Genomic DNA, 23,102 nt, shown 5'->3' with positions numbered 1-23,102 from the left:
TTATTCTCCGTAGGTAAATTGGTCGTTTTTGATATAGTGCATAAAGGTCTGGTTTTTTTCGCTGAAAAGTCCGGTCTCTGCCAGCATTTCCTTGGGGAAGTAGAAGCGATTATCGCCCTGTCTGGTCCCAGCTAGCGAATGAACGATAGGAGACAGGCTGGACAGTTCTGCTAAGCTGCCATCTTTTTGCAGGATTTCAATCTGGGTCCGAGGTTTTTCAACGTCAGGCCGGTAGAAATCATAAGGCAAATCAAAATTACGATGGATAGCAGTATAGTAATCAGGGTCGAAACCAACCTGTCCAACTAGGTCTCGCATGATATCCAAATGCCCTTCGTTTTCCTGAGAGAAGACGATAGACTTAAAGACCTTGCGGTTGATAAAACGCTGAGCCAGGTCAGATAAAATCTTGTCTGGACTAGTCATCCAAACTTGGAAATAGGTATTCATAACACCATCATCCAAGGCCAGATAATCCTGCAGGGTCACTCTGTTTTCAAAGAATGGAATGAGATTGGGCGATGACAGCGCAAAATAATCTTTCTGGGCCGGATAGAGGAACTTGGCTCGCTTGAGCAGATTTTGCAGCAGAACTTCCATCGCTCGGCTGGCCGGGTGGAAATAGACCTGCATGTACATCTGGTAGCGGCTGACTACGTAGTCTTCTACCGCATGCATGCCATTGCGCTTGAAAGCAATGCCGTTTTCTACTGGACAAATCACTCGTAAAATTCTGGTTAAGTCAAATTGCCCATAGGAAGCGCCAGTAAAGAAGGAATCGCGTAAGAGATAATCCATCCGGTCCACATCAATCTGGCTGGAAATCAGCTGGACCACTTGCTTATTGGGATAGGTATGGTTAATGACGCTAGCTACCTTTTCTGGGAAATCCGGCGAAACCTGCACCAGGACCTGATGAATCTCTGTCTCAGGGCTGGTGATGATTTGCCGCGTAATATCCTCGTGATTGGTATCAAAGAGGCGCTCAAAAGTGTGTGAATAAGCTCCGTGTCCCAAGTCATGCAGGAGAGCGGCTGTCATGGTCAGCAGGCTTTCATGGCTGTCCCAGTTGGATTGGTATTTTTCATTGAAAATCTTGGTGATGCGCCGGGCAATCTCATAAGCTCCCAGACAATGCGAAAAACGGCTGTGCTCCCCACCGTGGAAGGTATAGCCGGAAGTACCCAGCTGTTTGATGCGGCGCAGCCGTTGAAATTCTTTGGTATTGATTAAATCATAGATAACCTGATGGTCCACATGAACATAATTATGAACCGGGTCCCGAAATACTTTTTCAATCATGCTACCATTATACCACAAATCATAGTAGGAAAAAAATCAAAGCTGCAACTGAAAGAAGAGCAATTTTGTCCTTTTTTTGATAAAATAGGGAAAGAAAAAGAGAAACGAGATAAAGATGCAAATCAGAATAAAAAATCACATCCAGCTGGACGGGCATACCGAGCTAATCGATCAGGTCTACGATACGGACTGGACGCAAAAAGGAGACTATCATTATCTGCTATACAAAAATGAAGAAGGAGAGAAAGTAGTTCTGAAGTTTCACGATAAAGAGCTGGTTATGACGCGCTTTTCTGAGCCTAAGTCCATCATGCGTTTCATCAGTCAAGGACAGACGCTGGTTGGCATCCATACACCTGTGGGCTTGCAGCAGTTTGTGACCGATACTTCTTTCTACAAGGTTGATTTGACCAAGCAGGTTCTGCAACTTCATTATCAGCTGAAAACTGTTGATGGAGAACAGATTTTTGCCAGCTATGAAATGGAGATTAGCTGGGGTTAGCTGCTATTCTCCGAGAAAGCTCTTGAAAATCAGAATGTTTCCCCTTGCAAAAGCCTGAAAATTTGGTATAATAGTTTCTAACTCAAGGGAGTAGCTAACGGAATAACCGTTACAAGGTCGTCAATACGAAAGAAATTTCCGGCCTTGTATGAAATAGCGAGACTTGTTAATAAACAGGTCTCTTTTTTGTTTCTGACTTTTTGGATATGACTGGTGCGGCTCAAGATGATGAGTCGTAGTGGTCAGAAAAGTTCAGAAATAAAAGAGGCCAAGAGGAGGAATACATTGTCAAAAGAACAAAAGCGCCAAGCTTTTTACACCCAGAGTCCTGAGGAAATTTTCAAAACTTTGGACGCTTCAGAGCAAGGTTTGTCCAGTCAAGAAGCAGCCAAGCGTTTAGCTGATTATGGCCGCAATGAACTGGATGAAGGGGAGAAAAAATCTCTCTTAATGAAGTTTTTGGAGCAGTTCAAGGATTTGATGATTATCATCTTGTTGGTAGCAGCTGTCTTGTCTGTTGTCACATCAGGCGGCGAAGACATCGCAGATGCTTTAATCATCTTAGCAGTCGTAATCATCAATGCCATCTTCGGTGTCTATCAGGAGGGCAAGGCTGAAGAAGCCATTGCAGCTCTCAAATCCATGTCCAGCCCGGCTGCACGTGTCCTGCGTGATGGTCATGTCACAGAAGTAGATTCTAAGGGGTTGGTACCTGGTGATATTGTTAGACTGGAAGCCGGTGATGTTGTCCCAGCGGATATGCGACTTTTAGAAGCTAATTCACTGAAAATCGAAGAAGCAGCTTTGACAGGTGAGTCTGTTCCGGTTGAGAAAGATTTGACTGTTGAGGTAGCTGCAGATGCTGGTATTGGCGACCGGGTCAATATGGCTTTCCAAAACTCAAATGTGACCTATGGTCGTGGGGTTGGGTTGGTTGTCAATACAGGGATGTATACGGAAGTCGGCCATATCGCAGGTATGTTGCAGGATGCGGATGAAACGGACACACCTCTTAAGCAAAATCTTAATAGTCTGTCTAAGGTTCTGACCTATGCTATCTTGGTGATTGCTGCAGTGACTTTTGTAGTCGGTGTCTTCATTCAAGGGAAAAATCCACTGGATGAGCTGATGACCTCTGTAGCCTTGGCAGTTGCGGCTATCCCTGAAGGTCTGCCTGCTATCGTTACCATTGTGCTGGCTTTGGGAACTCAGGTTCTGGCTAAGCGGAATTCGATTGTCCGTAAGCTTCCGGCTGTTGAGACTTTGGGATCAACTGAGATTATCGCTTCAGATAAGACTGGTACCCTGACCATGAATAAGATGACGGTCGAAAAAGTCTTTTATGACGGAGTCCTGAATGAAGCTGGACAAGATATTGAACTTGGGCTGGAGCTGCCGCTCTTACGTTCGGTTGTCTTAGCCAATGATACTAAGATTGACCAAGAAGGGAAGCTAATTGGTGACCCAACAGAAACAGCCTTTATCCAATATGCTCTGGACAAGGGCTATGATGTGAAGGCCTTTTTAGAGAAATATCCTCGTGTAGCTGAGCTGCCCTTTGATTCAGATCGTAAGCTCATGTCTACTGTCCATCCATTGCCAGATGGGAAATTCTTAGTGGCAGTCAAGGGAGCACCAGATCAACTATTGAAACGCTGTGTTGCCCGTGATAAGGCTGGAGATGTTGCAGCGATTGATGATGCTACTTCACAGCTGATTAAGTCTAACAACTCAGAGATGGCTCACCAAGCTCTGCGCGTGCTGGCTGGTGCTTACAAGATTATTGATGCAGTTCCGACTGACCTGACATCTGAAAATCTAGAAAATGATTTAATCTTTACTGGTTTAATCGGTATGATTGACCCAGAACGTGCAGAAGCAGCAGAAGCTGTTCGTGTAGCCAAGGAAGCAGGTATTCGTCCGATTATGATTACTGGTGACCATCAGGATACAGCTGAAGCTATCGCTAAGCGCTTGGGTATCATCGAAGAGGGAGATACTGAAGACCATGTCCTGACTGGTGCAGAGCTCAATGAGCTTTCTGATGCAGAATTCGAAAAGGTTGTTGGCCAATACTCTGTCTATGCACGGGTTTCTCCTGAGCATAAGGTACGGATTGTCAAAGCTTGGCAAAACCAAGGTAAGGTCGTAGCCATGACAGGTGATGGTGTCAATGACGCACCAGCTCTGAAGACAGCTGATATCGGTATCGGTATGGGAATTACCGGTACAGAAGTATCTAAGGGTGCCTCTGACATGATTCTGGCAGATGATAACTTTGCGACCATCATTGTAGCCGTGGAAGAAGGACGTAAGGTCTTCTCTAATATTCAAAAGACTATCCAGTATCTCCTTTCAGCTAATACAGCTGAGGTACTGACTATTTTCTTGGCAACCCTCTTTGGCTGGGATGTGTTGCAGCCAGTTCATCTGCTTTGGATTAACCTAGTAACGGATACCTTCCCAGCAATTGCTTTGGGAGTTGAGCCTGCTGAGCCAGGTGTTATGAGTCATAAGCCTCGTGGCCGTAAGTCTAGCTTCTTCTCAGGTGGAGTGATGAGCTCTATCATCTATCAGGGTGTCTTGCAAGGGGCTTTGGTTCTGGCGGTTTATGGTTATGCTATCTCTAATCCCGTCCATGTCGGTGATGTCAAGGCTATCCATGCGGACGCTTTGACAATGGCCTTTGCAACGCTTGGCCTTATCCAGCTCTTCCATGCTTACAATGTAAAATCTGTTTATCAATCTATCTTTACAGTTGGTCCATTCAAGTCTAAGACCTTTAACTGGTCTATTCTGGTTTCTTTCATCCTATTGATTTCAACTATTGTAATTGATCCACTGGAAAAGATTTTCCATGTGACCAAACTGGACTTGTCACAATGGACAGTTGTTCTGATTGGTAGCTTTGCCATGATTGTCATTGTTGAAATTGTTAAGTTCATCCAACGTAAATTAGGTATGGACAAAAATGCTATTTAATAGCAAAAAGTCATCTACGGATGGCTTTTTTGCGTACAAGGCGATATAATCAAATTCAAAGAAAGCAACTCGAAAGGACGGTGAAAGTATGTATCAAAACTTACGAAAGAAGTTGGAAGAAGCTTCTCCTTTATATTATGAGGAAGAAATCTTATGGTTACTGGATCATATTGATCATCCAGAAGCGAAAATCCGTGATGAGTTAGTCTTTTCGTCCATAGCAAGGGGACTTCAGGATGATCTGTTTTCAGCTGAACAGTTTCGTTTCTTAGCTCAAGAAGCAGTCAAAAGACAAGGACTTTTTTATATGAGTGATAAAAATGGTCAAGCTACCTTAACACGTTCCTTCACGGCTTTGCTTTATGCTAATCTCTTAAACTGTGATGGCAATCCAAATTCTTCGTATTATCAGGCTTTATCAGTGCAAGGAAGAAAATACTTACTAGATAAGGGGCTAACCTACTTGTCAGTAGAAAGAGACACAAGGGGTTACTCCAGGAAATACGGTTGGGTTCATGCCTTCGCTCATGGAGCAGACTTATTGACAGAAGTGGCTTGTCATCCGGACTTCCCCTCCAGTAGGATGCCAGAGGTTTTAGAGATCATTCATCAAGTTTTTAAAAGAGTTTCAGTCCGTTTCGGAAATGATGAGGATTGGCGCTTATCCCAGGTGCTCTATCAAGCTGTCTTAAAGAAAAAACTGTCGCAGCATGAACTTAGACTGTGGCTTCAATCACAGAGTTTTCCATTGGAAAGTAACCAAGACTTCATTGCTTTTTCCAATTTTCGTTCCTGTTTATTAGAAGTCTATGTGCAGTTGGACAGCAAAAAGCAGCTCTCAGATGAGCTGAGAACTGCTATTCAACATTTTCATTACTGAACTTCAATCACCATTAAAGCATCTCGCAGTTCGTCTGCTAGGTGTTTTTTCTTATAGTCTCGAAATTCGGCTAAATCTTTAACAGCATTATAACGCTTGTGCAGGCGGTACATCTGGGGAATTTTATACTGAGGAAAGTCATTAAAAAAGTTTCGAGTCAGTTCCCATTCGCGGATATAGCCCAGAGGACGCATATGGTAGCGGACACCTTCGATAACACGGCTTTGGTGGCGGTGATGGAGATGACCAAAAATCACTTCTTTCACCCTGTATTTGACAAAGAGCCGATGAAAAGCTTGGCTTCCTAGGAAGGCGTTGAAGCGCTGGAAGTAGGGATGGTCGTATAGAAAGTCTTGATGGGGGACAAAATGCAGAGCAACAATAATGGGACCATCTAAAGTCATCAGCAGTTTTTCTAACTCTTGCAGTGTCTGAGCTGTAATGCTAGGGTCGTCGAGTTGACGCTCCAATCTGCGGTCAAACCAGAAATTAGTCTTGGTTCTCAGATGCTCTTCCTTGCTTTTTTCTGGACCAAAGCTGTAGTCGTACCAGCCAGAAAAGCTGATGAGCTTGGTCTGTCCAAATTGCTGGATCTGAAAATCATAGTTTGAAATTTCTTGCTCAGAAAGTCCCAGCATATCGTGGTTTCCCAGATTAAAAGAGAGGGGAATCTCTTGCTTCAAAGTTTCAAGAAAGGGCAAACTGATCTTGGTCAGGTCGTTGGACAAATCTCCTGCAATGTGTAGGTGGTCAATCCCTTCCTCTTTTAAAAGCTGGCGAAGAACTTGCCGCTCAAAATCTCCAAACTGGTTGGAGTCCAGATGGAGGTCGCTCATAAATCCGATTCTTGTCATAATTTTAGTCTAGCATATTTTTCAAAACTTGAAAATGCTTAAGGTCCTATGGAGTTTCTCCCTTTTATCTAAACACCTCATAAATTATCGTAATTTTGTATTTCGTTTATCCATAGATGAAGTCTAGGAAGGCTTGAAATAATTCTTCCAACCCCATGTCATTATATTACTTTTCTAACAATTAAGTGACAAGGAGTCGCTTGTCTTGCCTAGCTAGGGAAAATCCGATAAAATGTAAGCTGCTGAATGTGAGATTAGGCAAACTGTTTAATTTATGTTATAATTAAACGATATGTGAAAAGAGGTATTTATGGACATTTCAGAAATTCGTCAAAAGATTGACGCAAATCGTGAAAAATTAGCTTCTTTCAGGGGGTCTCTTTGACTTAGAAGGTCTGGAAGAAGAAATTGCCATCTTAGAAAATAAGATGACAGAACCCGACTTTTGGGATGACAACATTGCAGCCCAGAAGACTTCTCAAGAGCTAAATGAACTCAAGCAAACCTATGAAAATTTCCATCAAATGACCGAGCTTTTTGATGAATCGGAAATCTTGCTTGATTTTCTGGCTGAAGATGAGTCGGTTCAGGGTGAGTTGGAAGAAAAACTGGCTGAACTCGAGAAAATGATGACCAGCTACGAAATGACCCTGCTCCTATCTGAGCCTTACGACAATAACAATGCTATCCTTGAAATTCACCCGGGCTCTGGTGGTACAGAGGCCCAGGATTGGGGAGATATGCTGCTGCGTATGTATACACGCTTTGGCAATGCCAAGGGTTTCAAAGTAGAGGTCTTGGACTATCAAGCGGGAGATGAGGCAGGCATTAAGTCGGTGACCCTTTCATTTGAAGGACCGCACGCTTATGGTCTGCTTAAGTCAGAAATGGGAGTCCACCGTTTGGTCCGGATTTCGCCATTCGACTCAGCCAAGCGTCGCCATACTTCCTTCACCTCAGTAGAGGTCATGCCAGAGTTAGATGACACCATTGAGGTGGAAATTCGCGATGACGATATTAAGATGGACACTTTCCGCTCGGGAGGAGCCGGCGGGCAGAACGTCAATAAAGTTTCGACTGGTGTGCGGCTGACGCATATTCCTACAGGAATTGTGGTGCAGTCTACGGTTGACCGGACTCAGTATGGAAATCGTGATCGGGCGATGAAGATGCTACAGGCCAAGCTTTATCAGCTAGAGCAAGAGAAACAAGCAGCCGAAGTCGATTCACTCAAGGGAGATAAGAAGGAGATTTCCTGGGGCAGCCAAATCCGCTCCTATGTCTTTACGCCTTATACTATGGTCAAAGACCATCGGACCAGTTACGAAGTAGCACAGGTGGACAAGGTGATGGATGGAGATTTGGATGGTTTCATCGACGCTTATTTGAAATGGCGTTTGAACTAGGAAATGCAAGAGATTAGAATTAGATTGAAAGGAAATTTCAATAGATGTCAATAATTGAAATGAAAGATGTTGTCAAGAAGTATGGCAACGGGACCACTGCTCTGCGTAGTGTGTCTATTAACGTAGAACCTGGGGAGTTTGCCTATATTGTAGGTCCTTCAGGAGCAGGAAAGTCAACCTTTATTCGTTTGCTTTACCGGGAGATAAAGCTGGATAAGGGAAGTCTGAAAGTAGCTGATTTTGACTTGGCTAAGATTAAGAAGCGCGATGTTCCAATGCTGCGCCGTCAGGTTGGAGTCGTCTTCCAAGACTACAAACTTCTTCCTAAAAAGACGGTGTATGAGAATATTGCCTACGCCATGGAAGTTATCGGTGAGCGCCGCCGTAATATTAAAAAGCGGGTTATGGAAGTGCTGGATCTGGTTGGTCTTAAGCATAAGGTCCGCTCATTCCCTAATGAGCTTTCCGGTGGTGAGCAGCAGCGGATTGCCATTGCGCGTGCTATTGCTAACAACCCTAAAGTCCTGATTGCGGATGAGCCGACAGGAAACTTGGACCCAGATAATTCTTGGGAGATTATGAACCTGCTGGAGCGGATTAACCTTCAGGGAACAACTGTCCTGATGGCAACCCACAACAGCCAGATTGTAAATACTCTGCGTCACCGCGTTATTGCTATTGAAAATGGCCGTGTGGTACGTGATGAAGCGGAAGGAGAATACGGATACGATGATTAGAAGATTTTTTCGTCATTTGATTGAGTCGCTTAAGAGTCTTACGCGGAATGGTTGGATGACTGTAGCGGCTGTCAGCTCGGTTATGATTACCTTGAGCTTAGTGGCTGTCTTTGCTTCAGTAATTTTAAATACAGCCAAGTTGGCAAATGATATTTCCAATAATGTCCGCGTTATGGTATACATGCGTAAGGATGTTTTCGATAATAGCGAAACGATTGTAAAAGAAGGCCAAACAGTTCAGAATGAAGACTACCACAAGGTTTATGATGCTCTGACTTCTATGAAAAATGTAGAGAAGGTTACTTTTTCTAGTAAGCAAGAGCAGTATAATAAGCTAACAGAGACCATGGGTAGTGAGTGGGATGTTTTTGATGAAGAAAATAATCCACTTTACGATGCTTATATTGTTGAGACCAAGGCACCTAAGTATGTAGAATCTGTTACAAAGGATGCTCGTAAGATTGATGGTGTTTCAGAGGTTCAAAATGGGGGTACCAATACCAAAAATCTCTTTGCGTTTTCTAATTTCATCCAAACATGGGGATTGATTGGGACAGCGCTTCTGATTTTCATTGCTATCCTACTCATTTCCAATACTATTCGGATTACCATTATTTCCCGAAGTCGCGAGATTCAAATCATGCGCTTGGTTGGTGCCAAGAATAGCTATATCCGCGGACCATTCCTGTTTGAAGGAGCATGGATTGGCTTGCTAGGAGCAACAGTTCCGTCACTTGTAGTGTATTTGACATATGGTATAGCCTACCAGACTATGAATAAGAGCTTGGTAGGTCAAGGACTTTCTATGATTGATCCGAAACTCTTTAGTCCGATTATGATAGCAGCACTCTTTGTGTTGGGAATTCTTATCGGATCATTGGGATCTATCATCTCTATGAGACGCTTCTTGAAGATTTAACAATTTATAAAAAAACAGAGTTTGAAGAATTTCAAACTCTGTTTTTGTTATAGGTATTGCTTAAATGGCTACTGAGCTAAAAATGGATTAAAGATTTTTTCATGTGAAATAGTGGTATCATGACCATGACCAGGATAAACAGCATAGTCTTTAGGCAATACCAGAAGTTTCTCGCGAATGGATGTCAGCAATTGCTCCATGTTTCCAGTCGGCAGATCCGTTCGTCCGATGCTTTCCCGAAAGAGGGCATCACCCGTCAAAACAAGGCAGTCATTAGGAAAGACTAGAGAGGCACCTCCGATGGAGTGGCCAGGTGTTGCAAGCACATAGAAGTGAAAGCCTCCAAGATCATAGTCTGTCTCGTAGGAGAAAAACTCCTCTGCTGGTCGACAGATAATATCATCCATATCGGCATGGCGCGCCAGACCAGATAAATTATCTGTCGGTGTGTAGAGCCAGCTGCTTTCGCTCTCAGCCACATAGACAGGTGGGGCAGCATAGTGCTCTCGGACCTTTTCTAAACTCATAATGTGGTCATAATGGGTATGGGTCAAGAGTATAGCAATCACAGGCTTGGCGAGTTCCTCCAGCTTGCGCTCAATCTTTTTCCAGTCACTGCCAGGATCGATGACTAGGAGACCCTGATCGTTCTCTAAGATATAGGTATTTTCAAAAGCAACAAGGTTGGTAATTTTATGAATCTTCATCTGATTTCCTCGGAAAATGTATTCTGCTATTGAGTGTAACAGAAAAGCAGATTTTTTGCACAGAATTGCTTTCTAGGCTAGGGCTGAAAATTTTCAGATGTTTCAGAATGGCTTTTATGATATAATCATAGCAGTATGACACAAAATGATTATAAGTATGCCGTTGTGGACTTGGAGGCTACAGGAACGGGCAGCAGTGCAAAGATTATCCAGATTGGCATTGTTCTGATTGAAAATGGAATCATTACTAAGACTTATGAAACAGATGTCAATCCTCATGAGGAACTGGATGAGCATATCAAAGAGCTGACAGGTTTGGATGATGAGCGGCTTGGCCGAGCCCCAGAGTTTTCTCAAGTAGCAGCGGAGGTTTATGAGCTGATTCAGGATGCGATTTTTGTCGCTCATAATGTCAAGTTTGACGCTAATCTACTAGCAGAGGCCCTTTTCTGGGAAGGTTTTGACTTGCTGACACCGCGTGTGGACACGGTAGAGTTGGCTCAGGTCTTCTACCCGACTTTTGATAAATACTCCTTGGGCAATCTCTGTAATTTACTGGATATTTCTTTGGAAAACGCCCATACTGCTCTGGCAGATGCTCAAGCAACGGCTCAGCTATTTTTAAAAATACAAGACAAAATCAAGAGCCTGCCCAAGGCCTTGGTTGAGAAAATGCTAACTTTGGCTGATAGCATTATCTATGAGTCGCGTCTGGCTATCGAGGAAGTTTATCAGACAATGCCGGATCAGCAAGATAAGGAACTGCAATCCTGCCATGGTATTTTCCTACGACGTCCCCAAAAGCTGACTTCGGAAAAGAAACTGTCGCAGGATTTCCTGACCAATTTATACCTACTGGACTTAGAAGAGCGGTCTGAACAGCTCAAATTTGCTCGTTTTATGGAGGAAGCTCTGGACCAGCAGGAGCCTAGTTTTTTAGAGGCGCAGACAGGCTTAGGTAAGACCTTTGGCTACTTGCTGCCTATTCTATCTAGAGGTCAAGAAAAAGTACTAGTGACGGTTCCGACTAAGATCCTGCAGGACCAGCTGCTGCAAAAGGAAGGGCGATTGTTGGAGGAAGTATTTGGTATTTCCTTTCACAGTCTCAAGAGTCCGGAGAATTATATCAAGCTGGACCATTTCTATCAGACACTGGACAGGGAATATGACAACCGTTTGGTTAATCGTTGTAAGCTGCAACTCTTGGTTTGGCTGACAGAAACTAAAACAGGTGATTTGAACGAAATCGGGCAGGCTCATCGCTTCTCAAGCTACTTCAATGAAATCCGTCATGATGGCAAGCTAAGCAAACATTCTCTTTTTTATGAGGAAGATTTTTGGCGGTTGGGACAGGTCAAGTCGGCTACTAGTCGAGTCGTGATTACCAATCATGCTTACCTGCTGACGCGTTTAGAGGATGACCAGTCTTTGCTGGACAATCGTATTCTGGTAGTAGATGAAGCTCAGAAGATGTTTTTTGCCTTGGAAAGCTTCTCTCAGGCCAGTATAAATCTAACTAAAACGCTGCAGCAGATAAATCATCTCCTTCAGGAAGAAGGGGAGCTTCTGCAGCAACGGCTTTTGCAAAGCATTCAGTTTGAGCTGGCTGATGCCGCAGAGAAGCATCGCAAGAAAGCATCTGAGCTAAGTCCGGAAAAGATTGCCCGATTGCTTCAGGATGTGTCCGAGTTAAAGACAAGTGCACTGCCTGAGCTGCAGCACTTGTTCAGTGGCAAATACCAGTATTATTGGTTGGTTGATGAAGATTTGGCAGACCATCGCTTGATGACTCTGCATGCTGGCCGTTCAGAATTGCTGCATTTTACAGACTTTTTGCCTGAAAGGGCCAAGGTTATCTTGGTTTCGTCTACTCTGGAAATCAGCTCTAAGGTCAATTTGGCGCAGTTGCTAGGCTTTGAAAGTTACCACTTTTACAAGCTGAAAAGCAAGAAGAAGCCACTGCAGAAGCTCTTTTTAGATGAAAGTTTTCCGGCAATAGTGGATTTGTCAACTGAGGATTTTGCTCGAGAGATTGTTGCTTGCCTGCAAGAAGTGGCAGAACTTGGTCTGCCTATCGTCGTCCTCTTCACCTCTAAAGACTTGCTTTTGACTGTTTCGGACATGCTGGCTCTGCCTCATTTGGCCCAATATAAAAATGGCGATGCTGGCAATATCAAACGCCGTTTTGATAGAGGAGAGGCAGGTATCCTTTTGGGCTCTGGCAGCTTCTGGGAGGGGGCGGATTTTGCTGAGCAAGATCAGATTATTCAGTTGATCACTCGGATTCCATTTGACAATCCCAAGGATTTCTTTGTGCAGAAGATTAACAGCCGCTTGAAAGCGGAAGGTAAGAATGCCTTTTATGATTATCAACTGCCTCTTGCCATCTTACGGCTTAAGCAAGCTATTGGCCGAACCCGGCGCAATGAACATCAGAAGTCAGCTGTTATTCTTTTGGATAATCGCATTTCTAGTAAACGCTATGGAAAGCAGATTCAGCATCATCTGTCACAATTGGCTTCTTTGGATATTCTGCCAGAGGCAGCCATTATGCAGGAATTACAAGAATTTTTTGACTGAAACTATCTGAAATCAGCTGATTTTTATTGGCTGATTTTTTAGGTTCATTCAGATTTTTGGGACAAAATTTGTTATAATGAGAGGCATAGGAAAGAAGGGGTGTTCGTGAAAAAATATTTACCAGGAATTCTGTTGTCCTTTGGCATAGCGGCTGTTTCTATCTTTTTAGGCGGCTTGCTTCCCTTGATAGGCTCTAGTGTTTTGGCTATTGTCTTTGGGATTGTTTTGAACAACAGCATGAAGCTGCCGGCTGTTTTTCAGGAAGGACTCAGCTATTCGGGGAAGAAATTGTTGCAGTATTCCATCATCTTTTTGGGATTTTCCATGTCCATTGGTCAGGTTTCTGAGACAGGGATTTCTTCTCTTCGTATCAGTCTTATCACCATTCTGATAGCCTTTCTGGCGGCTTATCTGGCTGGCCGTTTCTTTAAGATGAACCGTGTCTTGACTATTTTAATCGGTTTTGGAACAGCCATCTGCGGAGGTTCTGCCATTGCGGCTGCTTCACCAATCTTAGACGCTGATGAAGAGGAAATTGCCCTGTCCATCTCCACTATTTTCTTTTTCAATATTTTAGCAGTATTCATTTTCCCTTTTTTAGGGCATTTGCTGCAGATGTCGGATACCTTTTTCGGGACTTGGGCTGGAACAGCCATCAATGATACTTCGTCAGTAGTGGCAGCAGGCTATACATATAGCCCGTCAGCTGGGGACTTGGCGACTATTGTCAAGCTTAGTCGGGCTCTGATGATTGTACCGGCCTGCTTGATCTTCGCAGCTTATCGCTATATTAAGTCTAAGCAGTCATCACAAAAGACAAACTTGAAACAGATTTTTCCTTGGTTTATAGCTTGGTTTGTCCTAGCTTCACTTATCAGCAGTCTTGGATTTCTGCCGGCCTCTGTCATCCCCTATACAAAATTCATTTCTCAATGGCTGATGGCTATGGCCTTGGCAGCTATTGGCGCAAAGGTTTCCTTTAAGCAGTTTAAGCAAGCAGGAGCAGCGCCTTTGCTGACTGGTGCTTTCGCTTGGTTTTGCGTCGCTGTTTCCAGCTTGATTATCCAGTATTTTTTCTAAAAAGGAGGGACTATGCCCTATCAAAGACGGACGTTTGAGTCTCGGATTGATTATAGTTTAATTTTGCCCGTTTTGATGCTGCTTTCAATCGGAGTTGTGGCTATATACATTGCTGTTAGTCATGATTATCCTGACAATGCCTGGCCCATGGTTGGTCAGCAGATTGCCTGGATTGCGGTGGGCTTCTTGCTCAGCTTTATCCTCATGTTTTTTAACACCAAGTTTCTCTGGAAAATTACGCCTTATCTCTATGTTTTTGGTCTTGGCCTCATGGTCTTGCCTCTGATTTTTTACAGTGAATCTCTGGTAGCCTCCACTGGTGCCAAAAACTGGATTGCTATTCGTGGTGTGACCCTTTTTCAGCCCTCGGAGTTCATGAAGATTTCATATATTCTCATGCTGTCGCGGCTGGTGGTTCATTTTCTCCAGCAGCACAAGCAGGATGAGCGAACCCTGGCTTTAGACTTTTTTCTGATTCTGAAGCTTGGGCTCTACACAGTGCCTGTTCTGGTTCTATTAACCCTTCAAAGTGATTTGGGAACAGCTCTGGTTTTTGTTGCTATATACGGCGGTATCATTCTACTGTCTGGTGTTTCTTGGAAGATTATCCTGCCGGTCTTTCTGACGGGAGTCCTGCTGTTGGGAGGATTTCTCTTTATCTTTATTTCCGATGGCGGTCGTGCCTTTCTGCATAATCTAGGCATGCCAACCTACCAAATCAATCGGATTTTGGCTTGGCTCCATCCCTTTGACTACGCTCAGACGACTACCTTCCAGCAAGCACAGGGACAAATCGCTGTCGGAAGCGGAGGTCTGACTGGTCAAGGCTTTAATGTTTCCAATCTCTTGGTTCCTGTTCGGGAAAGCGATATGATTTTCACCGTCATTGCAGAAGATTTTGGCTTTTTGGGCTCGACCTTGGTTATCATGCTCTATTTACTGCTGATTTACCGCATGCTCAAGATTACGATTAAATCTAACAACCAGTTTTATACCTATATCTCAACTGGCTTTATCATGATGCTGCTCTTCCATATCTTTGAAAATATTGGAGCAGTGACAGGAATTCTGCCTCTGACAGGGATTCCGCTGCCCTTTATTTCACAGGGCGGCTCTTCCATCATCAGTAATCTTATCGGTGTTGGTCTCCTGCTGTCCGTCTCCTATCAGAACAGCCTGACGGATGAAAAGAAGGAGCGAATTCCTGCTGTCCGTAAAAAGGTCGTACTGAAGAAATTAAAATAAAAATAAAGCAAGTTTTTGACTCACAAATCAGATGGGATTTTGTGACTGGCTCATCTCAGAAAGGATATTTTTATGAAAAAAGCAGCTTTACTCTTAGCTCCCGGCTTTGAAGAAATCGAGGCCTTGACAGTTGTGGATGTCTTGCGCCGTGCAGATCTTGTCTGCCATATGATTGGTTTTGATGAATCAGTGACTGGCTCACACGCCATCACTGTTAAAGCAGATCAGGTCTGGAAGGGCCGACTGGATGACTACGATATGGTCATTTTGCCAGGTGGGATGCCAGGAACCGCTAATCTCCGAGATGATGACCGCCTGATGCAGGTTTTGCAGGACTTTCAGCAGTCGGACAAATTCATCGCTGCCATTTGTGCCGCTCCCATTGCTCTTGACCGCGCAGGTATCTTGACTGGTAAGTATTTCACTTGCTATGATGGTGCGCAAGACAATATTAAAAATGGAACTTACCGTAAAGAAACAGTTCTTGTTGATGGGAAGCTGATTACTAGCCGTGGTCCATCAACTGCCTTGGCTTTTGCCTATGAGCTGGTTCGTCAGCTGGGCGGAGACGCTGACCAGTTGGCTGATGCTATGCTTTATACAGATGTATTTGGAAATTAAAAATAGGCTGGGATTCATAATGTTTCCCAGCTTTTTTGAACCCTTATGACTCTTTGCCGTCCTCTATATGGAACGGGTTTAGAGCTGTTGAAAAGGACGAAACCAGCAGCCATTTTTAAATTTTAGATTCTTTGAGATATTTTGTTTAGAAAAAGGCTTGAAAAAAGTCGGAAAAGTGCTGGATTCGGGCAAATATTAGCCCCTTTTTCATGAAAATTATGGTATAATGAAAGGTATGAATTATCAAGATTACATCTGGGATTTAGGTGGAACACTCTTGGATAATTATGAAACTTCGACAGCAGCTTTTGTTCAAACCTTGAAAGAGTTTGGTCTGCAAGCTAGTCACGACGAAGTTTATAAGGCCCTCAAGGTGTCTACGGACTATGCAGTCCAGCAGTTTGCTCCCCAAGAAAAAGACTTTTTAAAGTTTTATAAGGCCAATGAAGCAGAAGAGTTGACTCACCCTGTCTTATTTGACGGCGCGGCAGACTTGCTTAGGCGGATTGTGGCCAAGGGTGGGCGGAACTTTCTGGTCTCTCACCGGGACAACCAAGTACTGGAAATCTTGGAGAAAACTGCCATTTCATCAGCTTTTACAGAAGTGGTGACAGCTGCAAATGGTTTTCCAAGGAAACCCTCTCCAGACTCCATGCTCTATCTAAAAGACAAGTATCAGATTGCCTCTGGCTTGGTCATTGGTGACCGTCCGCTGGATATTGAAGCAGGGCAGACAGCTGGCTTTGACACCTATCTCTTTGATAATATGCAGCATCTTGAAGAATTTATAGATATTGATTAGAAAAGGAACACTATGACAGAAGAAAAGCAGCAAGATATACAGGCCCAGGAATATGATGCCAGTCAGATTCAGGTCTTAGAAGGCTTAGAAGCCGTTCGTATGCGTCCAGGAATGTATATCGGTTCGACCTCCAAGGAAGGTCTTCACCATTTAGTATGGGAAATTGTTGATAACTCAATTGATGAGGCGCTGGCTGGTTTTGCCAGTCACATTCAAGTCTTTATCGAAAAAGACAATTCCATCACGGTAGTAGATAACGGTCGGGGAATTCCTGTTGATATTCAGGAGAAAACTGGCCGCCCAGCTGTGGAAACCGTCTTTACCGTGCTCCATGCCGGAGGAAAATTCGGTGGTGGCGGATACAAGGTATCAGGAGGTCTGCATGGTGTGGGCTCTTCCGTTGTAAATGCCCTGTCCACTCAACTGGATGTCCGCGTTTATAAAAACGGCCAGATTCATTACCAAGAATACCGTCGCGGTCATGTAGTCGCGGACCTAGAAATCATCGGTGAGACAGACCGTACTGGTACGACAGTTCACTTTACACCGGATCCAGAGATTTTCACTGAAACAGTAGAATTTGACTTTGAAAAGCTCAATAAGCGGGTACAAGAACTGGCCTTCCTCAATCGTGGTCTCAGAATTTCCATCACTGATAAGCGAGATGGAATGGAGCAGGTCAAGGATTACCACTATGAGGGTGGGATTGCCAGCTATGTCCAATACATCAATGAAAACAAGGATGTAATCTTTGAAACGCCGATTTATACTGACGGCGAAATGGACGACATTACGGTTGAAGTAGCTATGCAGTATACGACTGGCTACCATGAAACAGTCATGAGCTTTGCTAATAACATCCACACCCACGAGGGTGGAACGCACGAGCAAGGTTTCCGGACTGCCCTGACTCGGGTTATCAATGACTATGCCAAGAAAAACAAGCTTCTCAAAGAAAACGAGGACAATCTGACTGGGGAAGATGTTCGTGAGGGACTGACAGCGGTCATCTCTGTCAAGCACCCCAATCCTCAGTTTGAAGGTCAGACCAAGACCAAGCTGGGCAATAGCGAAGTGGTCAAGATTACCAATCGCCTCTTTAGTGAAGCTTTCTCAGATTTTCTTTTGGAAAATCCTGCTGTGGCTCGAAAAATCGTTGAAAAAGGAATTTTGGCTTCTAAGGCCAGAATTGCTGCCAAGCGAGCTCGGGAAGTAACCCGCAAGAAGTCTGGTTTGGAAATCTCCAATCTGCCAGGTAAATTGGCTGACTGTTCGTCCAACGACCCACAGGAAACTGAACTTTTCATCGTGGAGGGGGATTCAGCGGGTGGTTCAGCTAAGTCCGGTCGTAACCGTGAATTTCAGGCCATTCTGCCAATTCGTGGTAAGATTCTCAATGTTGAAAAAGCCAGCATGGACAAGATATTGGCCAATGAAGAAATCCGCAGTCTCTTTACTGCTATGGGAACTGGTTTCGGTGCTGACTTTGATGTCAGCAAGGCCCGCTACCAAAAATTAGTCATCATGACCGATGCCGATGTAGACGGTGCTCACATTCGGACCCTGCTCTTGACTTTGATTTACCGCTATATGAAGCCGGTTCTGGAAGCTGGATTTGTCTATATCGCTCAGCCGCCAATCTATGGTGTTAAGGTCGGAAGTGAAGTCAAAGAATACATCCAGCCAGGTGCCAACCAAGAAGAAGAGCTTCAAGCTGCTTTGGCTCGCTACAGTGAAGGTCGCTCCAAGCCAACCATTCAGCGCTATAAAGGGCTCGGAGAGATGGATGACCATCAGCTGTGGGAGACAACTATGAATCCTGAACATCGCTTGATGGCACGGGTTTCAGTGGATGATGCAGCGGAAGCTGACAAGATTTTTGACATGCTGATGGGGGATCGCGTTGAACCTCGTCGTGAATTTATCGAAGAAAATGCTGTATACAGTACGCTCGACGTCTAAAAAAATCAGAAAAATCAACCATTATGGGCAAAAATATGATATAATCATTATGTTTGCTTTATAGTAACAATGTGAAGGAGTTCTATATGTCTATTGGACTAGTTATTCTCGTTGCTGTGGTAGCTCTGCTTTTGGTTGTCGGCTATGGTACTGCAGTTCTGATGAGAAAGAGAAATGAAGCTTTACTTCAAAATTTGGAGGAGAGAAAAGAAGCACTCTATAATCTCCCTGTAAATGATGAAGTTGAAGAAGTAAAAAATATGCATTTGATTGGACAGAGTCAGGTAGCCTTCCGTGAATGGAATCAAAAATGGGTAGACTTGTCCTTAAATTCATTTGCTGATATCGAAAATAATCTATTTGAAGCAGAAGGTTACAATAATTCTTTCCGTTTCATAAAAGCCAAGCATGCCATCGGCAATATTGAGAGTCAGATTGATTTGATTGACGAAGATATCAAGATGATTCGTGCTGCCTTGGAAGATCTTAAAGAGCAAGAGTCTAAGAACAGTGGCCGAGTGCTCCATGCCTTGGATTTGTTTGAAAAACTGCAAACTCAGGTGGCTGAGAATGCTGACTCGTATGGGCAAGCCCTAGCTGAGATTGAGAAACAGCTGGAAAATATCCAGTCAGAATTTTCTCAGTTTGTGACTCTTAATTCTTCGGGTGACCCGGTTGAAGCAGCTGAAATCTTGGACAAGGCAGAGGATCATATTCTTGCTCTGACGCATATCGTTGAGAAAGTTCCTGCTATTGTTGAAGAGTTGACTGTGAAACTGCCAGATCAGTTGGAAGACTTAGAATCTGGTCATCGTAAGCTTTTGGAATCTGGTTATCACTTTATCGAAACAGATATAGAGTCTCGTTTCCAACAGCTCCATGCAAGCCTCAAACGCAACGAAGCTAATATTTCAGCTCTAGAGCTGGATAATGCTGAGTATGAAAATGAGCAGGCGCAAGAAGAGATTAACGCTCTCTATGAAATTTTTACGCGGGAAATTGAAGCCCATAAAGTAGTGGAGAAGTTGATTAAAAACTTGCCTAGCTATCTGGCTCATACAAAGGAAAACAACCAGCAACTCCAAAAAGAGATAGAACGTTTATCTCAAACCTTCCTTATCTCTGATACGGAGACTTCTCATGTCAAGGAGTTGCAGGCCGAGCTTTCTGCCCAGGAAGATGTGGTACTTAGCGCGGTAGAAGATTCTTCTGAAACCAAGCAAGCTTATTCTGTTGTTCAGGAAGAGTTGGAAGCTATCCAAGAGCGTTTGAAAGAAATCGAAGATGAGCAGATTTCTCTTGGCGAAGCACTGGCAGAGATTGAAAAAGATGATGCCAATGCTCGCCAGAAGGTCAATATCTATGCGAACAAATTGCATACCATTAAGAGATATATGGAAAAACGCAATTTGCCAGGTATTCCAGACTCTTTCTTAGAAATTTTCTTCTCAACCAGCAACAATATTGAAGAGTTGGTGAAGGAATTGGAAGCTACACGAGTCAATATTGAATCAGTTAACCGTTGGCTGGAAATTCTGGGAAATGATATGGAGCAATTGGAAGAAGAAACCTATCGTATCGTCCAAGATGCTACCTTGACTGAGCAGCTGTTGCAGTATTCAAACCGCTATCGTTCCTTTGATGATAATGTACAAGCAGCTTTCAACAAGTCCTTGTATGTCTTTGAACATGACTACGACTACGCTCAATCCTTGGAAATCATTTCAAAAGCTTTGGATCTTGTCGAGCCAGGCGTGACAGAGCGTTTTGTGACATCCTACGAAAAAACACGCGAGAATATTCGTTTTTAAAAGAAGTTCCTTCGGGAACTTTTTTCTTTTACAAAGAGAACGCTAGAGAACAGTCAGTAACAAGGATTCTGAGACTTCAATTTTTCCCAGCTTGTTTTGAAATAGAATTTCCTGTATAATACAAAAAAATAGAAAGAATGAGGTCGGACAATGAAAACTGTCAAAGGTTTGTTAGTCATGGATGTAGACAGCACCTTAATCATGGAAGAGGGGATTGATCTGCTAGGAGAGGAGGCGGGGGTAGGAGCTCAGGTTGCGGCTATTACCGAGCGTGCCATGCGAGGAGAGTTGGACTTTGAAGCTGCTTTACGTGAGCGTGTTGCTCTTTTAAAAGGGCTGCCGGAGGATATTTTTGCTCGAATTGCTGAAAGGATAAACTTCACGCCAGGAGCCGAGGACTTGGTCGATGAGCTGCATAAACGTGGCTATAAAGTAGGCTTGGTGTCAGGTGGTTTTCATGAGACGGTGGACAGACTGGCTGAGCAGCTTGGAATTGACTATGTCAAGGCAAATCGTTTGGAAATCCAGCAGGGTTTTTTGACAGGGCAAGTCTTAGGAGAGATTGTCACTAAGGATACCAAGCTTGCCATGCTAAAAGCATGGGCAGCTGAAAACAAGTTGGAATTAAATCAAACAATCGCTATGGGGGATGGTGCCAATGATCTGCCTATGATTCAGGCAGCTGGGATGGGAATTGCCTTTATGGCCAAGCCGATCGTGCGAGAGCAGGCTCCTTATCAGATTCAGGAATGCAATCTCTATCGGGTCATTGATCTTTTAGACAATGGAAAAGAATAGGAGAGAAGCATGCATATTCTAATTGCACCGGATTCTTTCAAGGAAAGTTTGTCAGCTGCTCAGGTTGCTCAAGCTCTGCAGACAGGATTTTCTCAGGCCTTGCCAGATGCTAACTTTGACTTGCTGCCAGTCGGTGACGGCGGCGAGGGAACAATGGCTGCGCTGACAGCAGCCTTGGGCTGGGCTGAATTTTACCACACCGTAACCGGACCCTTTGGCCAGCCAGTAAAAATGCCCTACGCCAGAAATGGTCAGCAAGCGCTTTTTGAAATGGCTGACTTGGTAGGACTTGCCTCTATTCCGGAGGAAAAACGAAATCCCTTGGCCATAGAAACCAAAGGATTAGGGGAATTAATTTTGCATCTGGCTGAAGTCGGTGTTAGAAAAATTTTAGTTGGTGTTGGAGGTTCGGCCAGTAACGACGGTGGGATTGGACTGGCAGCGGGCCTGGGCTATGAATTTTTCGATGCGGACAATCATAGTCTGCGCCCCATCGGCTCGTCTTTGGGAAAGGTTGCCCGAATATCAGCTGAGCAGGTTCCTGCTTTCTTGAAAGAAGTTGAGATTGAGATTTTGACGGATGTAGACAATCCTCTATGCGGTGAGCGTGGTGCGACAACTGTTTTCGGAGGTCAGAAAGGTCTAGCACCCTTATTATTCTCTCAAGTGGATCAAGCCATGGCAGATTTCTATCAGTTGGTTGATCCTCAGGTGATTGATATGGATGGAGCTGGAGCCGGAGGCGGAATGGCTGCAGGACTGGTCGCTTTTGCTGGAGGAAAAATCGTTTCGGGTATCGAAACCTGTTTAGATTTACTGGATTTTGATGACAGAGTTAAAAAAGCGGACTTGGTCGTCGTTGGCGAAGGACGGATGGACCGTCAGTCTTTGGCGGGTAAGGCACCAGTTGGGATCGCAAGACGAACACCTGACGGCATCCCTGTACTGGCTATTTGCGGTAGTCTGGCTGATGATTTACCGGATTTCCCAGTTGAGAATATTCAGGCAGCTTTTCCGATTATTGCGCGAGCAGATAGTTTGGATAGGATTCTAGAGCAGGCGGAGCAAAATTTGATTCGCACGGCCAGAAATATTGGCAATGTTCTGAAGATGAAAAAAAGCGGTTAGTCCGCTTTTTTTAGTAGGTATTCAATTTCTTTGACTATCATGCCCTTTTCAAAGAAGAAGATGTCACAAGACAGGTCACCAAAGTCATTTTCTAAAATGGTCACAATCCGATTCTGGTCAGGACTAAGTTGATAATAAGTGCAAGAAAATTGGACGGGGTTCTTATGGTAGACTTTTTGAATCTTAGTCAGGTAGTCCGCTTTTCCTTTGATGATTTCGGTTGTGTCACCCTCTAATTCCCAGCTAACATGATCAGAAAGAAAGGTCTGATAGGTTTGCCAATCACGCTGATTTTCTGCTTCAAAGAAGGCAAAAAGTTTTTCTAAATTTGTCATCCTATCCAAACCATTTTTTCCAGAGGGAGCGCTTTTCTTTTGCAGGGATTTCTGCTGGCTCAAGGAGCCCAGCAAACTGTTGGCTCATGTCCTTATCATCTACTTGGACCAGATGGTCGCTATGGACAATCAGGCCAAAAGGAGAAGACTGGTAATCGCTTGAGACGATAGTAGCCTCGCAGCCCAGCTCCTTGGAGGTTTTTAGATAAAAGATTTGATTGCCTGACTCGACTTCTGGAGAAATTTTGACAATTACAGGTTGGCAGCTTTTCATGATGCTGCTGAGTATTTCCTTGAAATGACTGCGAATGAGAGTCTCGTTGGCTTGCTCAATAGAGCAGGAGGCCAGTACTCGCTCCTCAAAAGTCCCTAAAAACCTACGCTGTTCATCAGGATTGAGCTTGACTCCGCCCTGAGCTTTTTCCATGATTACTTTATTAATATCAGTCAT

20 protein-coding genes are annotated in these 23,102 nt (G+C 44.0%); 15 read left to right on the top strand and 5 right to left on the bottom strand.

Translation table 11 applies throughout. From position 1 onward, the window contains the following. Positions 1-1,302 (bottom strand): HD domain-containing protein, encoded by a 1,302-nt coding sequence (locus MFP28_RS07430; protein ID WP_002906854.1) that lies wholly within the window; start codon positions 1,300-1,302, stop codon positions 1-3. A 115-nt stretch (positions 1,303-1,417) separates the two neighbouring features. On the opposite strand from MFP28_RS07430, the gene MFP28_RS07425 reads away from it, so the two are divergent. The 3 genes from MFP28_RS07425 to MFP28_RS07415 all read left to right on the top strand — a co-directional run bounded on the left by MFP28_RS07425 (position 1,418) and on the right by MFP28_RS07415 (position 5,666). Further along, on the top strand, positions 1,418-1,804 hold the full coding sequence (locus tag MFP28_RS07425; RefSeq protein WP_002906853.1) for a DUF1934 domain-containing protein: 387 nt from the start codon (positions 1,418-1,420) through the stop codon (positions 1,802-1,804). A gap of 285 nt (positions 1,805-2,089) precedes the next feature. Beyond that, positions 2,090-4,786, top strand: coding sequence for a cation-translocating P-type ATPase (locus MFP28_RS07420; RefSeq protein WP_032915980.1), 2,697 nt, complete (start codon positions 2,090-2,092; stop codon positions 4,784-4,786). An 88-nt stretch (positions 4,787-4,874) separates the two neighbouring features. After that, on the top strand, positions 4,875-5,666 hold the full coding sequence (locus MFP28_RS07415; RefSeq protein WP_002906849.1) for a DUF2785 domain-containing protein: 792 nt from the start codon (positions 4,875-4,877) through the stop codon (positions 5,664-5,666). On the opposite strand, the gene MFP28_RS07410 is transcribed toward MFP28_RS07415, so the two are convergent. Next, entirely contained in the window at positions 5,660-6,520 is an 861-nt protein-coding gene (locus tag MFP28_RS07410; RefSeq protein ID WP_002900641.1) for a metallophosphoesterase, read from the bottom strand. The genes MFP28_RS07415 and MFP28_RS07410 overlap by 7 nt on opposite strands. Positions 6,521-6,830: 310 nt before the next feature. On the opposite strand from MFP28_RS07410, the gene prfB reads away from it, so the two are divergent. The 3 genes from prfB to ftsX all read left to right on the top strand — a co-directional run bounded on the left by prfB (position 6,831) and on the right by ftsX (position 9,582). After that, positions 6,831-7,926, top strand: a protein-coding gene (gene prfB, locus MFP28_RS07405) for a peptide chain release factor 2 (RefSeq protein ID WP_097677707.1) whose coding sequence is annotated in 2 segments (ribosomal slippage) — positions 6,831-6,902 and positions 6,904-7,926 — 1,095 coding nt in all. Because the reading frame shifts where the segments join, the coding sequence is not laid out codon by codon here. 44 nt (positions 7,927-7,970) lie between these two features. Continuing rightward, the gene (gene ftsE, locus MFP28_RS07400; RefSeq protein WP_002895890.1) at positions 7,971-8,663 is read left to right on the top strand and encodes a cell division ATP-binding protein FtsE; all 693 of its coding nucleotides are present in this window, start codon (positions 7,971-7,973) and stop codon (positions 8,661-8,663) included. Then, complete coding sequence (gene ftsX / locus MFP28_RS07395) at positions 8,656-9,582, top strand: permease-like cell division protein FtsX (RefSeq protein WP_002895888.1); 927 nt, start codon at positions 8,656-8,658, stop codon at positions 9,580-9,582. The genes ftsE and ftsX overlap by 8 nt, the downstream gene beginning before the upstream one ends. A gap of 68 nt (positions 9,583-9,650) precedes the next feature. On the opposite strand, the gene MFP28_RS07390 is transcribed toward ftsX, so the two are convergent. Then, positions 9,651-10,289: an MBL fold metallo-hydrolase gene (locus MFP28_RS07390; RefSeq protein WP_002906847.1), complete on the bottom strand. Its 639-nt coding sequence runs from the start codon at positions 10,287-10,289 to the stop codon at positions 9,651-9,653. Between the two features lie 135 nt (positions 10,290-10,424). Between MFP28_RS07390 and MFP28_RS07385 the strand changes: the two genes are divergently transcribed. The 9 genes from MFP28_RS07385 to MFP28_RS07345 all read left to right on the top strand — a co-directional run bounded on the left by MFP28_RS07385 (position 10,425) and on the right by MFP28_RS07345 (position 22,316). Next, positions 10,425-12,869, top strand: coding sequence for a bifunctional DnaQ family exonuclease/ATP-dependent helicase (locus MFP28_RS07385; RefSeq protein ID WP_002906846.1), 2,445 nt, complete (start codon positions 10,425-10,427; stop codon positions 12,867-12,869). 99 nt (positions 12,870-12,968) lie between these two features. Then, positions 12,969-13,949, top strand: coding sequence for a YeiH family protein (locus tag MFP28_RS07380; RefSeq protein ID WP_002906845.1), 981 nt, complete (start codon positions 12,969-12,971; stop codon positions 13,947-13,949). A 12-nt stretch (positions 13,950-13,961) separates the two neighbouring features. After that, positions 13,962-15,194: an FtsW/RodA/SpoVE family cell cycle protein gene (locus MFP28_RS07375; protein WP_002906844.1), complete on the top strand. Its 1,233-nt coding sequence runs from the start codon at positions 13,962-13,964 to the stop codon at positions 15,192-15,194. A gap of 72 nt (positions 15,195-15,266) precedes the next feature. Then, a complete protein-coding gene (locus tag MFP28_RS07370; protein ID WP_002906843.1) occupies positions 15,267-15,815 on the top strand; it encodes a DJ-1 family glyoxalase III in 549 nt (182 codons plus the stop codon). Positions 15,816-16,050: 235 nt separating this feature from the next. Further along, on the top strand, positions 16,051-16,617 hold the full coding sequence (locus MFP28_RS07365) for an HAD-IA family hydrolase (RefSeq protein WP_032915978.1): 567 nt from the start codon (positions 16,051-16,053) through the stop codon (positions 16,615-16,617). Positions 16,618-16,629: 12 nt separating this feature from the next. Continuing rightward, entirely contained in the window at positions 16,630-18,579 is a 1,950-nt protein-coding gene (gyrB, locus tag MFP28_RS07360) for a DNA topoisomerase (ATP-hydrolyzing) subunit B (protein WP_002895870.1), read from the top strand. Positions 18,580-18,665: 86 nt separating this feature from the next. Next, positions 18,666-20,390 (top strand): septation ring formation regulator EzrA, encoded by a 1,725-nt coding sequence (gene ezrA, locus MFP28_RS07355; RefSeq protein WP_002906841.1) that lies wholly within the window; start codon positions 18,666-18,668, stop codon positions 20,388-20,390. Between the two features lie 150 nt (positions 20,391-20,540). After that, positions 20,541-21,188, top strand: coding sequence for a phosphoserine phosphatase SerB (gene serB / locus MFP28_RS07350; RefSeq protein ID WP_002906840.1), 648 nt, complete (start codon positions 20,541-20,543; stop codon positions 21,186-21,188). Positions 21,189-21,197: 9 nt separating this feature from the next. Next, entirely contained in the window at positions 21,198-22,316 is a 1,119-nt protein-coding gene (locus MFP28_RS07345; RefSeq protein ID WP_002906839.1) for a glycerate kinase family protein, read from the top strand. On the opposite strand, the gene MFP28_RS07340 is transcribed toward MFP28_RS07345, so the two are convergent. Together MFP28_RS07340 and MFP28_RS07335 are read right to left on the bottom strand one after the other, a co-directional pair. After that, on the bottom strand, positions 22,313-22,651 hold the full coding sequence (locus MFP28_RS07340; protein WP_002906838.1) for a nuclear transport factor 2 family protein: 339 nt from the start codon (positions 22,649-22,651) through the stop codon (positions 22,313-22,315). The two genes, MFP28_RS07345 and MFP28_RS07340, sit on opposite strands and share 4 nt — an antisense overlap. Position 22,652: 1 nt before the next feature. Continuing rightward, positions 22,653-23,102: a DUF1694 domain-containing protein gene (locus tag MFP28_RS07335; protein ID WP_032915977.1), complete on the bottom strand. Its 450-nt coding sequence runs from the start codon at positions 23,100-23,102 to the stop codon at positions 22,653-22,655.

The sequence above is a fragment of the Streptococcus sanguinis genome, from assembly GCF_050234405.1.
Lineage (GTDB): Bacteria > Bacillota > Bacilli > Lactobacillales > Streptococcaceae > Streptococcus > Streptococcus sanguinis_W.
Note: the sequence above shows the minus strand (reverse complement) of the source record. Positions and strands in the feature narration are given on the sequence as shown.